The sequence below is a fragment of the Luteitalea sp. genome, from assembly GCA_009377605.1.
In the GTDB taxonomy this organism is placed as follows: Bacteria; Acidobacteriota; Vicinamibacteria; order Vicinamibacterales; family Vicinamibacteraceae; genus WHTT01.
Genome location: WHTT01000026.1, coordinates 38,854 through 52,709, shown reverse-complemented (window position 1 = coordinate 52,709; position 13,856 = coordinate 38,854). Strand labels below are relative to the sequence as shown.

The window sequence follows — 13,856 nt, the reverse complement described above, 5'->3', positions numbered from 1 at the left end:
CTTGCAGACGTCGAGCGCGCACGGCCGTTCGTGGCTGCGGGGCTCGCCTGTTTTTGCGAGCTGCCGATCGGCGACGAGCTGCCGGCGCTGGTCGATGCCTCGCGTGCCGTGGGTGCCGGTGTGAAGCTCCGGACCGGCGGGGTCGTGCCAGACGCGTTTCCATCACCGTCTGCCCTCGCCGGCGCTCTCGTCACCTGTGCCGCAGCAGGCGCTCCGATGAAAGCGACAGCGGGCCTCCACCATGCCGTGCGCGGCCCGCACCGCTTGACCTACGAGGCGGAAGGCGTCACGAGCCTCACGCATGGCTTCCTGAACCTCATTCTCGCGGCGGCGTTTGCCTGGGAGGCCACCAGCCGAGGTGCGGAGGCTGAGCGGATGCGACATGAGGTGGAGCAGATTCTCGAGTTGGACGATCCGCGGCTGCTGGTGGTCGACGACCAGCGCGTGGCATGGGGACGCGCCGTGGCGCTACCGGTCGACCGGCTGGAAGCGGCGCGCCAACGTTTTGCGACTGCCTTTGGATCCTGTTCTTTCGAAGAGCCAGTCGAGGAGCTTCAAGCCCTCGGGTGGATGTAGACATCAGTCCACCGTGAACGAAACGCACGATCCCGCCGCGCGGAGCTGGGTGAGCTCGGCCAACGATCCGGCCAGCGACTTCCCGATTCAGAACCTGCCCTTTGGTGTGTTCAGCCGCCACGGCGACGAACCACCAGGTGTCGGCATCGCCATTGGGGATCAAATCCTCGACGTGGCGGCGTGTCACCGGGCCGAGCTCTTCGCCGGCCGCTCGGCGGCCGCCGCCGGGGCGTGCATCGGCGCGTCACTGAATGCGCTGCTGGCGCGCGAGCCCGAAGAGTGGTCCGCGCTGCGGCATGCGCTGCACCTGCTGCTTCGAGCGGATCGGCCTGCGCGCGACCAGGCACTGATGGAACAGGCGCTCGTGCCCATGCGCGAAGCAACGGTCCACCTGCCAATCGCGATCGGCGACTATACGGATTTCTACGCGTCACACTTTCACGCGATGAACCTCGGTCGCATGTGGCGTCCCGACAACCCGCTGCTGCCAAACTACAAGTTCGTGCCGGTTGGCTACAACGCGCGCGCCTCGTCTGTGGTCGTGAGCGGCACGCCGGTCGCGCGTCCGCATGGCCAGGCCATGCCGAACCCTGATGGGTGCCCGACCTTTGGCCCTACCAACGCCCTGGACTACGAGGTCGAGCTCGGTTTCGTTGTCGGCGGCGGGAACGGAATCGGCGAGCCCATTCCCATCGGCCAAGCGCATCGGCACCTCTTCGGTGTCTGCTTGGTCAACGACTGGTCTGCGCGTGACGTGCAGCGGTGGGAGTACCAGCCGCTCGGTCCTTTCTTGGGCAAGAGCTTTCTCACGTCGATATCACCCTGGATCGTGACGCTCGAAGCGCTGGAGCCGTATCGTGTGCCCGCCTTCGCCCGCCCGGCAGGTGATCCCGCGCCGCTGCCGTACCTCTCCGACGCGCGAGACATGGAGCAAGGTGGCGTCGCGCTGACGCTCGAGGTGTTTCTCAGTAGCGCCGCCATGCGCCGCGCTGGCATGCCACCGTTTGGCTTGAGCCGTGGCCAGGTTGCGGACATGTATTGGACGCCCGCGCAGCTCATCGCGCATCACACGAGCAACGGCTGCAACCTCAGGCCGGGCGACCTCCTCGCGAGCGGGACGATATCAGGCGCGGATAAAGCATCCCGTGGCTGTCTCCTCGAGATTGCGTGGCGCGGCACAGAGCCGATCACGCTGCCCACAGGTGAGTCGCGCCGCTTCCTCGAAGACGAGGATGAAGTCATCCTGCGTGGTTACGCGGCTCGTCCGGGTGCAGCTCGGATTGGGTTGGGGCAGTGCCGTGGCGTGGTGACACCACGAAGCCTCGAAGGGTAGATCACAAAGATCGCGAAGACATTCAACCACGAAGGACACGAAGGACACGAAGGTTTTGAACCACGAAGAACACGAAATTCACGAAGAAGAAAATCCAAGTGGTTTGCTTCGTGCCCTTCGTGGTGAGCTCTTCGTGTCTTCGTGGTTGGGCGCGACCAGAGTGAGTGTTACCACTGAAACCCGATGGCATTGACGAACGCGCGCGCCAACACCATCGCCCCGACCTGGTCTGGATGCACGCGGTCTGCGTTGATCGCGGCAGGATAGACCGCCTCGAGGATCTCGTCGAACGCCGCCTGCGAGTCGATCATCGGGGTGCCGTGCTTCTTCGCGAGGCGGCGGACGACATCGCCGTACGCGTCCATCTTGGCGCGCATGGCATCCTCGCGATTCGGCTCCAGATAGAACGGCGTGATGAGAATCATCTCCTTCACGCGCGGCCGTGTGGTGGCAATGAGCTGGTCGTACGTACGCTCGAACTCGTCGATCGGAACGTGAAGCTCCGTACGCAACGGGGCGTCGAACTGCCGCCAAACATCGTTCGCGCCAATCATCACCGACACGTAGTCCGGCTGCAGGTCGAACACGTCGGTTTGCCAGCGCTCGGCCAGATCGCGCACGGTGTTGCCACTGATCCCCATGTTGACAATGCGTATCCCGAGCTGAGGCTGCGTGGCGCCGATGAGCGCGTTCACCATCATCACGTAGCCGTTGCCGATGGCGTCGCCGCGGCCCTCGCCGACCGGGCGCGCCCGCCCGGTATCGGTGATTGAATCGCCGATCATCACCAGCTTGCTCTTGGGCGCCAACCGCAAGCCGCCGCCGGCGGCGGCATTCGACTGCGCCGCGGCGTCCGCGTCGCGTGTGATGCCTGCCGCCAGCGGCAGGCCGAGCAGCGCGCGCATCACGCCACGCCGGTCGAGGGCGGAGGCAGTGACGGGTGATGACGGGTGGGCGACCAACGGGGACTGTGACACCGGTACCCTCCTATGAGGCAGCCAACGAGCTCGGCATGCTGTCTGCGCGCTACCATGAGCGATTCCGCGTGCCGGTCACCTGCCAAGTTGCGCCAGCCGCGGGTGGCGCTTGTCCCGCTCCGAGAGAATAGGGTCGGTGACGGGCCAGGTGATACCGACGTCTGGGTCGTTCCAAATCAGGCCACGCTCGCTGGCGGGATCATAGAGCGCCGTGCACTTGTACTCGACCTGCGCCACGTCGCTCACGACACAGAATCCGTGCGCGAAGCCTGGCGGGACATAAATCTGACGAAAGTCGTCGGCGGAAATCGTCACGCCAATCCAGCGGCCGAAGGTCGGTGATGCCGGCTGGATGTCGACGGCGACATCGTAGATCGCGCCCTCGATGACACGCACCAGCTTGCCTTGCGGCCGCTCCTGCTGCCAGTGCAGGCCACGCAGCGTGCCTCGCCGCGATCGGGAGTGGTTGTCCTGGACGAACGTGGCGGTGATGCCCTGTTGGGCGAACCGGGCGGCATTATACGTCTCGAGGAAGAACCCACGCTCGTCACGGTGCACCGTGGGATCGATGATGAGGACACCAGCGAGTGCCGTCCGGCCGACGTGCATCTTTGGTCAGCCCTCCTGATGCGCGAGTCGGATCAGGTACTGTCCGTACGAATTGTGCTTCATGGCTTCGGCCAAGCTCAGAACGTTCTCTCGCGTGATGTAGCCCATACGCCAGGCGATCTCCTCGATGCAGGCCATCATCAAGCCCTGCCGCTCTTCGATGGTTTGCACGAAGGTCGCCGCGTTGAGCAGCGACTCGTGAGTGCCGGTGTCGAGCCAGGCGAAGCCGCGGCCGAGCTTCTCGACGGCCAGCAGGCCCTGATCGAGATACGCGCGATTGACGTCCGTGATCTCGAGCTCGCCGCGGACCGAGGGTTTGAGGGCGGCGGCGATGTCGAGCACGTGGTTGTCGAAGAAGTAGAGCCCCGTCACCGCCCAAGCGGAGCGCGGCTCCTTTGGCTTTTCTTCAATGCTGATGGCGCGCCCATCGTGTTCGAACTCGACAACGCCGTAGCGCTCCGGGTCGCGCACGAGGTATCCGAAGACCGTCGCCCCGTGGGCGCGGTCGCAGGCACGCGTGAGGAGCTCCGGCAAGCCATGTCCGAAGAAGATGTTGTCACCCAGCGCCAACGCCACGCGGTCCGAGCCGACGAACTCGCGGCCGATGATGAACGCCTGGGCCAATCCCTCGGGGCGTGGCTGCACCGCATAACTGAGCCTCAATCCCACGCTGTCGCCGGAGCCGAGCAGGCGCTTGAAGCTAGGCTGGTCCTCAGGGGTGGTAATGATGAGAATCTCGCGAATCCCTGCCAGCATCAGCGTGGACAAGGGATAGTAGATCATCGGCTTGTTGTAGACGGGAACCAGCTGCTTCGAAACCACGCGCGTGAGTGGATACAAGCGCGTGCCAGACCCGCCAGCGAGAATAATGCCTTTCACGAACAGCCCTCCCGGACACCGCGCACGATGATCCCCGCGCAATGCGCCGCCGTCAAGTCAACGGGACGTCTCGGCGAGGCGTCCCTGCCTCAGCCCTGGTAGGGCGGGTTTGCCGAACGTCACCTGTTTGCCCTCCCGGCTCTGGGAAGGCAAACAGAGTGCGGACATCACTGATGAGGCGGTATAAAGTCGCCGCCATTTTGCCCTACCTCCGCCCACCCGGGTCGATTCCCGCAGTTTAGTCCTCATTCGTCGGGAATGCATTTTGCTCCTGACGACATGGGCCGGGGCAGCAACGTCTAGCACGGCGCGTTCGGCGAACGCGCCCTACCAGAGGCGGAAGGGAGGGCGCCTCCCCGAGGCGTCCCTTATTCGATGAGAGGTTCGTCAGGTCGCAGGATTCGCTCATGGACATTCATTTCGTCTCTTCCGCCAACCCAGACGACGAGGATCGGTTCGCGCCGATGCTGCTGCAGGCGCTGCGCCCCTTGCTCGATCGGTTGCCGATTGCCTATACGCTACAGATTCGCACGGCGACGGGACAAGTGCTGCAGCACTCGCGAGCCGACGTGCCGGCGGCCCGACAGGAGGCGGCCCCACAGGAGGAAGCCGTGGCGGACGGCTTCAGCCTGCCCCTGGCTTCCCGGCCCTCATTTGACTAGTCTCGCGGCTGACTGCTCGTCACCAGCTCCGCTAGCACATTATGAGCCGGACCTCTGGCTCACCGCACGTGCGCAGCGTTCGGGGCTGACTCCGTCGGTGGCCGCTGGTTCGATGTCGGGCAGCGCAGGCTCACCCGGCTGCTGGTCGAAGCCAGTGGTCGTGCGTGCCGGGCCGTGATTGGCGCCGACCGTGGTAGGCGGAGCGGCTGTCGGTGTAGAGCAAGACACAGGTGACAATCATCTGTCGTTAATCAAGAGGACTTGAAAGCAGACACTATGACTCCGTACGCAACGAGGTGGCGAGCAGCTGTCGCGGTCACGGTCGCGTTGACGGCGATCGCCGCTGGTTGCTCGAATCCGGAACAGGCCAAGCGAGAGTATCTGGAGAGCGGCGATCAATACGTCGCTCAGGGTAAGTATCGCGAAGCCATCATCCAGTACCAGAACGCCCTGAAGCAGGACGCGAAGTTCGCCGAGGCGCGCGTCAACCTGGCGAAAGCGTACTCGGAGGTGGGCAACCTGCGCGCGAGCGTCCAGCAGTACGTGCGTGCGGCGGATTTGCTGCCGCGTGATACCAAACTGCAGGTGGAGGTTGGCACGCTGATGCTGATGGCCGGGCGCTTCGAGGATGCGAAGGCGCGCGCGGAGCGGGCCCTCGAGGTCGATCCTGATCTGGTCGATGCCCACATCCTGCTCGGCAACGCCATTGCCGGCCTCGAGAACTTCGAAGTGGCCGTCGAGCAGATCGAGCAAGCCATCGAGCTCGATCCCTCACAGGCGCGTGGCTATGCCTCGCTTGGGGCGGTCCATGCGGCGCAGGGGAAGCCTGCTGATGCTGAGGCGGCATTCAGGCGGGCCGTCGAAGTGGAGCCGAAGTCGGCTGATGCGCAGCTGGCGCTCGCCAACTTCTTCTGGTCGGCCGGGCGCATGCCGGAGGCGGAGGAATCGCTGGAGCGCGCGCTCGAGCTGGACGAGCAGAACCAGCTCGCACATCGAGCGCTGGCGAGCTTGTACGTGAGCACCGACCGTGCGGCGAAGGCGGAGCCGCACTTGAAGGCGGTGGCCGAGCTCAGTGGCCACGCGGGGGCCCGGTTGCAGCTGGCCGACTACTACTTGCGCAGCGACCGAGAGGGTGAGGGCCGAAAGCTGCTGGAGGTGCTGAGCGGCGAGCAAGCGACTGCGGCGCCGGCGCTCATCAGGCTGGCCTTCCTCGCATACACGGAAGAGCAGCCCCAAGACGCGTACAAGAAAATCGACAAGGCGCTCGCCGTCAGCCCTCAGAACGTGGAAGCGCTCGTCGTGAAGGCGGGCTTCCTTCGATCCGACGGCAAGCTCGATGAGGCGCGTGAGGTGAGCGCGCGAGCGGTGAAGGTGGATGCGCGCAGCGTGTCGGCGCGATATCAGCTTGGCACCATCCTCGCCGCCCAGGGCCGCACCAAGGCGGCTGTCGAGGCATTCAACGAGGTGCTGCGCCTCAACCCACGGGCGACGGCTGCACAAGTGCAGCTCGCACAGTTGGAGCTCGCGCGTGGCGCGCCGGCCGCCTCCGTCCAGCTCGCCCGCCAGGCCATCGAGACCGATCCACACGATCCAACGGCGCGCATGTTGCTCGTGCGCGGCTACATGGCGCAGCGCCGATTCGACCAGGCAGAGACCGAGCTGAACGCGCTCTTGAAGGCGCATCCGAAGGTGGCGGCCGTGCACACCGAGCTCGGAAGGCTGCGGGTGCAGCAGCGCAACCGGCGCGACGCCCGCGCAGCGTTCCAGCGGGCGCTTCAGCTCGACGCCGCGTCTATCGATGCCACGGCGGCGTTGGCCTCGCTCGACCTGGCCGACGGCCGCCAAGAGGCTGCGCTGGCGCGCGTCGATGCGCGTCTGAAGGAATCGCCAGAAGATGCACGCGTCCTGCTGGTCGCCGCCCGTACGCACCTGGCGGCGCGTGATGCGGACCGTGCCGAGGAGATCCTCCGCGCCTGTCTGAAGGTTGCCCCGGAGACGTTCGACGCCTACGAGCTGTTGGGTCGGCTCTATCTCTCTCAGAGCAAGTTGGACCAGGCGCTGCGCGAGTTCGACGCGCTGGCGGCTCGCCAGCCGCAGCCCGTAGCGGCCCGGACGATGGCCGCCATCATCGTGCAGACGCAAGGTAAGAGGGCAGAGGCGCAGAAGCGGTATGAACGGATCGTGGACGTGAATCCGCGGGCGGCCGTCGCCGCCAACAATCTCGCGTGGCTGTACGCGGAGCAGGGAACGAACCTGGATATGGCGTTGGAGCTCGCCCGCAACGCCAAGGCGGCCTTGCCGGAACTGGCGGAGGTCGACGATACGCTCGGCTACGTGTATCTGCAGAAGAGCCAGCCGACGCTGGCGATTGCGCCGCTCCGAGAAGCGGTCAAGCGGGCGCCGAACCGGCCGGAGTTCAGGTATCGCTTGGGCCTCGCGTACTCGAAGGCAGGCGACGACAGCGCCGCGCGGCGCGAGCTCGAGCAGGCGCTCGAGATTCAGGCCGACTTCGCGGGTGCCGAGGACGCCCGCGCGCTCCTACGCGCGCAGTCGTGAGTCTTCCGCTCGCGTGCGACGCGACAACGATGCCTGGTGTGGTCCACAACCCGAAGCTGTCCAGAGACGTGCTCACCATCGATCCGGCCGCTGTCTCGGCGGCGATCGAGGAGGCGATTCGCAACGAGGTCCGCGGCTTTCGACGGCGTGGCGCGGTCGTCGGCGTATCCGGCGGCGTCGACAGCGCCGTCGTGGCTGCTCTCTGTGCGCGCGCCTTGGGCGCTGGCCGCGTCGTGGCGATCTTGATGCCCGAGCGAGACTCCTCGCCGGAGTCGACGCTCCTTGGAGAGCAATTGGCATCCCATCTGGGGATCGCGCACCTCGTCGAGGACATCACGCCCGCCCTCGAGGCCGTGGGTTGCTATCAAAGGCAGGTCGACGCAATTCGTCAGGCGATTCCCGAGTATGGCGAAGGTTGGCGCTCGAAGATCACGCTGCCATCACTTGCAGACGAGGAGCGTCTCAACGTTTCGCAGTTGACGGCAGAAGACCCGGCGGGGCGTCAGACGAAGGTCCGCCTGTCCGCGGCAGCATACCTCCAGCTCGTGGCGGCGACGAACTTCAAGCAACGTGTCCGGAAGATGATGGAGTACCACCACGCGGATCGGCTGAACTACGTCGTGGCTGGTACGCCAAACCGCCTCGAGTACGACCAAGGGTTCTTCGTCAAGCAGGGAGACGCGGCGGCAGACCTCAAGCCGATCGCGCATCTTTACAAAACACAAGTCTACGCCTTGGCAGCGTACCTCGGTGTGCCGGAGCGTATCCGCAGCCGTACGCCGACCACCGATACGTTCTCGCTGCCGCAGACGCAGGAGGAGTTCTACTTCACGTTGCCCTACGATGAGATGGATCTCTGCCTGTACGGGCTCAATCATGGTGTGCCGGTAGTCGAGGTCGCCGCAGTGCTCGGGCGTTCGGAGGAGCAGGTGGCGCGCGTCTATCGAGACATCGAGCGCAAGCGGCGCGCGACGCGCTATCTTCACGCCAGCCCGCGCCTCGTCCAGACCGTACCGGAGATCGATTGATAGAAATGAGCACAGCTCCAATCTTCATCATTGGCCTCAACCGCTCGGGCACGACCCTTCTGAGGTTGATGCTCGATGCGCACTCGCGGATTGCCATCCCCAACGAGTCGCACTTCTTCATTCGTTACTACGAGCGCCGAGCAGCGCTCGGTGATCTTGGAGAGCCCGAACGGCGTCTGGCGCTCGTCCAGGAGATCTTGGCTGAGCGCTACGTCCAGCTCTGGGATCGCAAGCTGACGCCGAGTGACATCGACCTGGACCGGTGTACGAGCCTGGAGGAGACGATTCGCCAGCTCTACCTGGCCTACGCGCGTACTTTTGGGAAGGATCTGTGGGGCGACAAGACGCCGGAATATGCGACCGAGGCCCACATCCTGAACCGGTTGTTTCCGGACGCGCGCTTCATCCATCTCATCCGGGACGGGCGCGATGTCGCGCTCTCCATCATTCAGCAGAAGTGGGGACCGAACGACTTCGTCACGGCGGTCCGCTCCTGGGCCGAGGATGTGACCTGGACCCGGAAGATGCTCGGGATGCTCCCGGCCGACAGGTGTGTGGAGCTGCGGTTCGAGGACTTGGTTGCGCAACCGGAGGCCGAGCTGCGCCGGCTGACGGATTTCATCGGCGTGGAGTTCGAAGAGAAGATGCTGCAGTACTCGGAAGGGGCCGAGACCAAGGTGGGCGGGAACATTCGTACGCCGATTCATGGGCACCTGAGCGACCGGCCGCTCGCCACGCAGGCGTTGAAGTGGATGCGCACGCTGTCGGCCGCCGACCAGGCCGTTGCCCATGAGCTGGCCGGGCGGGCACTCGCGGACCTTGGCTACCCGCCGGGAGTGACCGGGCATCCGTTCCGCATCCTACGCAAGGGGTATCACCGCGTACGGGAAGGGGTCGCCTGGCGGTGGAAGCGCCATGGTCGGGCGCGTTCGCCGAACAACGCGTCGTCTCGACGCCCCGGCGAGACGCCTTCCGCACGCCGCGGCGAGGCACAATCTGGACGCCTCGGCGAGGCGTCCCTACCCAGGGAATGAGTCATGTGCGGAATTGCCGGCATCGTCACGCTGCGAGATGACCTGGCGCCGCCATCGACGGAGCGGCTCATCGAGATGGCGAGCGCGCTCAGGCACCGCGGTCCAGACGAGCTCGGCGTCTACCGCGACGAGAGCGCCGGTCTCGGCCACGCACGCCTCTCGATCATCGACGTCGCGACTGGCCAACAGCCGCTTTCGAACGAAGATGGCACGCTCTGGGTCGTCTTCAACGGCGAGATCTTCAATTACATCGAGCTCGGCGACGAGCTCCGGGGGCTCGGGCACCAATTCCGCACGCGCAGCGATACCGAGGTGATTGTCCACGCGTACGAGGCGTGGGGTCCGCGGGCGTTCGAGCGCTTCAACGGCCAATGGGCGGTCGCGCTCTGGGACAGCCGTGAGCGTGCGCTGGTGCTGGCGCGCGATCCGTTCGGCGTTCGCCCCTTGTACGTCTGTGAGCACGGCGGTCGCTTCTATTTCGCAAGTGAGGTCAAAGCCATCTTCGCAGCAGACCGTACGATACCGCGTGAGCTGGACCCGCTCGGCATCGAGCAGCTCTTCACGTTCTGGACAACGATCGCGCCGCAGAGCGTGTTTCGCGGCGTCAGCGAGGTCGAGCCTGGAGTCACGCGCATCTACCGGCGGGGCGGAGCGTCGACCTCCTGGGCGGTGGAGCAGCGGTATCCGGTTGATGGTGAGGGAGAGTTTTCCGGGTCACGAGACGAGGCGGTGGAGGCGGTTCGCGGGGCGCTCGAGCAGGCAACGGAGCTCCGGATGCTGCGCGCCGACGTCCCGGTGGGCAGCTATCTCTCGGGCGGCTTGGACAGCTCGCTCGTCGCGGCGCTCGGTCTCAAAGCCAAGGGGGAAAAGTTCTGTACCTTCTCGCTGCGCTTCGAGGATGCCGAATACGACGAGACGCATTATCAGCGTCTGATGGCGCAGCATCTGGGCAGCGACCATCGCGAGGTGCTGGTGTCGCGCGAGGACATCGCCCGGCTCTTTCCCGAAGTCATCGAGCACACGGAGCGGCCGATTCTCCGCACGGCTCCGGCGCCGTTGTATCTGCTCTCGAAGCTGGTGCGTGACGCTGGCATCAAGGTCGTGTTGACGGGAGAGGGCGCCGACGAGCTGTTTGCCGGATACGATCTCTTTCGCGAGGCGAAGGTGCGCCGCTTCTGGGCCCGCCAGCCAGGTTCGACGCGCCGGCCTCAACTGCTCGAGCGGCTCTATCCGTACCTGGCCCGCTCGCCCGTGTCGCAGCGGGCGCTCACGCAGCAGTTCTTTGGACAGGATCTTGGTGCGTGGCGCGAGGCCGGGTTTGGTCACGACGTTCGATGGCGTGCTGCAAGCGCGCTCCGGCGCTTGCTGTCGGCCGAGCATCGCGCGGCCACTGCTGGTTGCGACGTGCGGCGGGACCTGCTGACCGATTTGCCGGACGATTTTCCGCGTTGGTCGTCGCTGGCGCAGGACCAGTACCTCGAGATTCGCACTCTCTTGTCCGGGTACATTCTCTCGTCGCAGGGCGACCGCATGCTCATGGCCCACTCGGTTGAGGGGCGCTTTCCGTTTCTCGACCGCCAGGTGGCAGCGCTCGCCGATTCGCTGCCTCCGTCTTACAAGCTCCGTGTGCTTGACGAGAAGCACGTGTTGAAGCGCGCGGCGCGCGACCTCGTGCCGAATGAGATCCTGGCTCGCCCGAAACAGCCCTATCGGGCTCCGGATGCTTTATCGTTCGTAGGACCTCGGCGGCCGGAATGGATTGACGAGGTTGCAAGCGAGCGCGCGCTCGCAGAAGCTGGCATCTTCAATCCGCCCGCCGCGCGTCAGTTGCTCGCGAAGTGCCGGGCGCGCGGAGCGGCCGGTCAGTTCTCCAATGCCGACAACATGGCTGTTGTCGCGGTCCTCTCGACGCAGGTTCTCCACGACCGCTTCGTTCGACGCCGCCCGGTTGCAGGTGCGCGCGTCACGCCGCGAACCGTCGTGGACAAGGCGGCCATTTACTGAGGTGCCAAGGCTACGTCAATGCTGTTCCGGAAAGTTCATGATGGCTGAGAATCACCCTCACACGAATTTGACCGATCGGCATCGAGTGGAGGCGCTCTTCCACGACCACAAGTGGGCGATGCGAGACTCGGGGCCTCGCCACTATCGGGCCCATCCTACGTACCCAATCTTCCAGCGGATGATGCTGTTCCTTGGTGACGATCTGGCCAACAAGCAGATTGTCGAGTACGGATGCGGACGCGGGTGGGTCACGAAGGAACTGGCCCGCCGCGGTGCAAGGGTTTCTGCCTTCGATATCTCGTCAGAGGCGGTCGAGAACACGCGCGAGGTGCTCAAGGCGGCGCATCTTCTGGACCACTGTGCGGTCGACGTGATGGGCGGCGAAGAACTGAAGTATCGGGATGACAGCTTCGATCTAGCTGTCGGGTTCGCGATCCTACACCATCTAGATCAGTACCGCGCCCTGGCAGAGTTGCGCCGGGTCCTGAAAGCGGGTGGCAGGGCCATATTTGCCGAACCACTGGCGTCGAATCCGGCGATCAGGTTGTATCGACACCTGACGCCGCAGTACCGCACACCGGACGAGGCGCCGCTGGACCTCAACGCTCTCTCGAAGGGGCTAGGAGGATTCGCTCGATTCGAGCATCACGACCAGCTTCTGCTCGCGTCAGCCGCAATGGGACTCTGTTACCTCCCAGGCCTCGCGCGCTTCGCACCAGTCGTGCAGCACTCGCTCATGCGTGTGGATGACGTTCTCCTGCGCCTCGTGCCACGGGCGGGCAGGTGGGCTTGGTACAGCATCCTTGTCCTACAGAAGTAGGGAAATGTCCTGGAATAACTGGACGGCTCGAGAGACAAGAGACGTGTCAGGGACCTACGACGCGCAGGCCCACTGGTGCCTTGGGAGTAGTCGGGTCCGGTCCCGGTCCCGGATCGCCTCCGCCAGAGCCGCCGACCTTTATCGGATAGCCTTCCTCGTTGACGTTTCCATCGGAGTCGACCACATAGAGATACGCGGTCTCTCCTTGATTGAACACGCCCAGATTGACCGAGAGCGTAATGGACGAGTCGGCCCACTGCGTGGCGATCTGGACTTCGCGCTTGGTGGATCTCTCCAACGAAGAAGCGTTGCCGAGCATGACCCGGGCGAGCGTGGTGTCGAAGTAGAGGTCGGCAAAATACCGCCAGTTGTTTGGCTTCCCGTACGGCCGACCAAAACCGCCGATGGCCTCGACGCGCTTCGTTCCCGGGGCACCATCGGTGCGTCCCTGATATTCGAGCACTTTCTTGCCGTTGTCGTAGATGACCAGCATGCCGTCGCTGCCGGCGCTCCACTTGGCGATGATCTCGTGCTTGGCCCAACGACCGACCGGGTTGGTTCCCTCAGCGCCAAACCACGTGTGGTTGTCCTTCAACCGCGGATTCGGGCCCAAAAACGACTCAGGACTGTTCGTGTAGACGTGCCACTTCACGTCAGAGCTCGGGCTCGTAGGTCTTACGTTGTATTCATAGTTGAAATGGTCCGGTACGTACGGCGGGGTTCCAACCGAGTGGATTGCAAGCTTGTGGTTGTTGTCTCCACCGAATGTCCAAGCGGGATCCATCTGGTACCAGTAGGAAAGATACATAGATCCGGTGTTCTCGTACGCTTTCCAGACCATGACGTTGTAGCCTGCGTTGGCCGTGGACTCGCCGTGTGCACCCGCGAGGTAGCGGCCCACGCGGTTGTGAGGTGGAGAGACGCCACGAATAGGCCGTCGATAGCCAATGTTGAAGTCGGAATTCTTCGCCCGGTCCGGCCAGCCGCCATCCCACTTGTCACGAAGGTTCGTGCCTGACGCATCGTCCCACACGATTGGCGCAGGGTTGGGCTTGGACCCAAACCGCGCGCCCGTGATCGTCACGTTCGCCTTGTGCGACCACTCTCCAGAACTCGCAGTGATCACTGGCTGAGCTTGAGCGACACTAATACTGCCGAGGGTGAGGAGCAATGCCCCGGCGATGGCGGATTTCGTTGGAAGAGAATTCATGATTTCAACGGCGGCCATTACGAACCCTTTCGTGGCACGACGGTGACGATGACTCGTAGAATAGCAAGGCACGGGCCATGATACCGTACGCGGCTTCGTGCGCCGGCCATAGCTCCGATCCTGCCCGAAATCTGTTCGGCCTGCGACGTTCCAGAGATACGCGATGTG

At 64.5% G+C, this 13,856-nt stretch carries 11 protein-coding genes; 7 read left to right on the top strand and 4 right to left on the bottom strand.

The window, feature by feature from the left end; all coding sequences use genetic code 11:
* The first annotated feature begins 382 nt into the window (after positions 1–382).
* Entirely contained in the window at positions 383–1,909 is a 1,527-nt protein-coding gene (gene fahA, locus GEV06_11005; protein MPZ18426.1) for a fumarylacetoacetase, read from the top strand.
* 167 nt (positions 1,910–2,076) lie between these two features.
* Here the strand turns inward: fahA and GEV06_11000 are convergent, their stop codons facing one another.
* The 3 genes from GEV06_11000 to rfbA all read right to left on the bottom strand — a co-directional run bounded on the left by GEV06_11000 (position 2,077) and on the right by rfbA (position 4,374).
* The gene (locus tag GEV06_11000) at positions 2,077–2,814 is read right to left on the bottom strand and encodes a GDSL family lipase (protein MPZ18425.1); all 738 of its coding nucleotides are present in this window, start codon (positions 2,812–2,814) and stop codon (positions 2,077–2,079) included.
* Positions 2,815–2,961: 147 nt separating this feature from the next.
* Entirely contained in the window at positions 2,962–3,495 is a 534-nt protein-coding gene (gene rfbC, locus GEV06_10995) for a dTDP-4-dehydrorhamnose 3,5-epimerase (GenBank protein MPZ18424.1), read from the bottom strand.
* Between the two features lie 6 nt (positions 3,496–3,501).
* Positions 3,502–4,374 (bottom strand): glucose-1-phosphate thymidylyltransferase RfbA, encoded by an 873-nt coding sequence (rfbA, locus tag GEV06_10990; GenBank protein MPZ18423.1) that lies wholly within the window; start codon positions 4,372–4,374, stop codon positions 3,502–3,504.
* Between the two features lie 407 nt (positions 4,375–4,781).
* On the opposite strand from rfbA, the gene GEV06_10985 reads away from it, so the two are divergent.
* The 6 genes from GEV06_10985 to GEV06_10960 all read left to right on the top strand — a co-directional run bounded on the left by GEV06_10985 (position 4,782) and on the right by GEV06_10960 (position 12,478).
* Positions 4,782–5,036 (top strand): hypothetical protein, encoded by a 255-nt coding sequence (locus GEV06_10985; protein MPZ18422.1) that lies wholly within the window; start codon positions 4,782–4,784, stop codon positions 5,034–5,036.
* Between the two features lie 276 nt (positions 5,037–5,312).
* Complete coding sequence (locus tag GEV06_10980; protein MPZ18421.1) at positions 5,313–7,592, top strand: tetratricopeptide repeat protein; 2,280 nt, start codon at positions 5,313–5,315, stop codon at positions 7,590–7,592.
* Between the two features lie 29 nt (positions 7,593–7,621).
* The gene (gene nadE / locus GEV06_10975; protein ID MPZ18420.1) at positions 7,622–8,620 is read left to right on the top strand and encodes an NAD(+) synthase; all 999 of its coding nucleotides are present in this window, start codon (positions 7,622–7,624) and stop codon (positions 8,618–8,620) included.
* A 5-nt stretch (positions 8,621–8,625) separates the two neighbouring features.
* Positions 8,626–9,654: a hypothetical protein gene (locus tag GEV06_10970; GenBank protein ID MPZ18419.1), complete on the top strand. Its 1,029-nt coding sequence runs from the start codon at positions 8,626–8,628 to the stop codon at positions 9,652–9,654.
* Between the two features lie 3 nt (positions 9,655–9,657).
* On the top strand, positions 9,658–11,658 hold the full coding sequence (gene asnB, locus GEV06_10965) for an asparagine synthase (glutamine-hydrolyzing) (protein ID MPZ18418.1): 2,001 nt from the start codon (positions 9,658–9,660) through the stop codon (positions 11,656–11,658).
* Positions 11,528–12,478 carry a methyltransferase domain-containing protein gene (locus GEV06_10960; GenBank protein ID MPZ18417.1) on the top strand — a complete coding sequence of 317 codons (951 nt, stop codon included), beginning with the start codon at positions 11,528–11,530 and terminating at the stop codon, positions 12,476–12,478. Before asnB ends, GEV06_10960 begins: the two co-directional genes overlap by 131 nt.
* Before the next feature lie 46 nt (positions 12,479–12,524).
* On the opposite strand, the gene GEV06_10955 is transcribed toward GEV06_10960, so the two are convergent.
* On the bottom strand, positions 12,525–13,604 hold the full coding sequence (locus GEV06_10955; protein ID MPZ18416.1) for a hypothetical protein: 1,080 nt from the start codon (positions 13,602–13,604) through the stop codon (positions 12,525–12,527).
* Positions 13,605–13,856: the final 252 nt, after the last annotated feature.

Bases quoted from the DNA above. Each gene is read 5' to 3' on its own strand.
- fahA (MPZ18426.1), top strand. From the start codon at position 383: ATGAGGTGGAGCAGATTCTCGAGTTGGACGATCCGCGGCTGCTGGTGG.
- GEV06_11000 (MPZ18425.1), bottom strand. From the start codon at position 2,814: ATGCGCGCGCTGCTCGGCCTGCCGCTGGCGGCAGGCATCACACGCGAC.
- rfbC (MPZ18424.1), bottom strand. From the start codon at position 3,495: ATGCACGTCGGCCGGACGGCACTCGCTGGTGTCCTCATCATCGATCCC.
- GEV06_10985 (MPZ18422.1), top strand. From the start codon at position 4,782: ATGGACATTCATTTCGTCTCTTCCGCCAACCCAGACGACGAGGATCGG.
- GEV06_10980 (MPZ18421.1), top strand. From the start codon at position 5,313: ATGACTCCGTACGCAACGAGGTGGCGAGCAGCTGTCGCGGTCACGGTC.
- nadE (MPZ18420.1), top strand. From the start codon at position 7,622: ATGCCTGGTGTGGTCCACAACCCGAAGCTGTCCAGAGACGTGCTCACC.
- GEV06_10970 (MPZ18419.1), top strand. From the start codon at position 8,626: ATGAGCACAGCTCCAATCTTCATCATTGGCCTCAACCGCTCGGGCACG.
- asnB (MPZ18418.1), top strand. From the start codon at position 9,658: ATGTGCGGAATTGCCGGCATCGTCACGCTGCGAGATGACCTGGCGCCG.
- GEV06_10960 (MPZ18417.1), top strand. From the start codon at position 11,528: ATGCCGACAACATGGCTGTTGTCGCGGTCCTCTCGACGCAGGTTCTCC.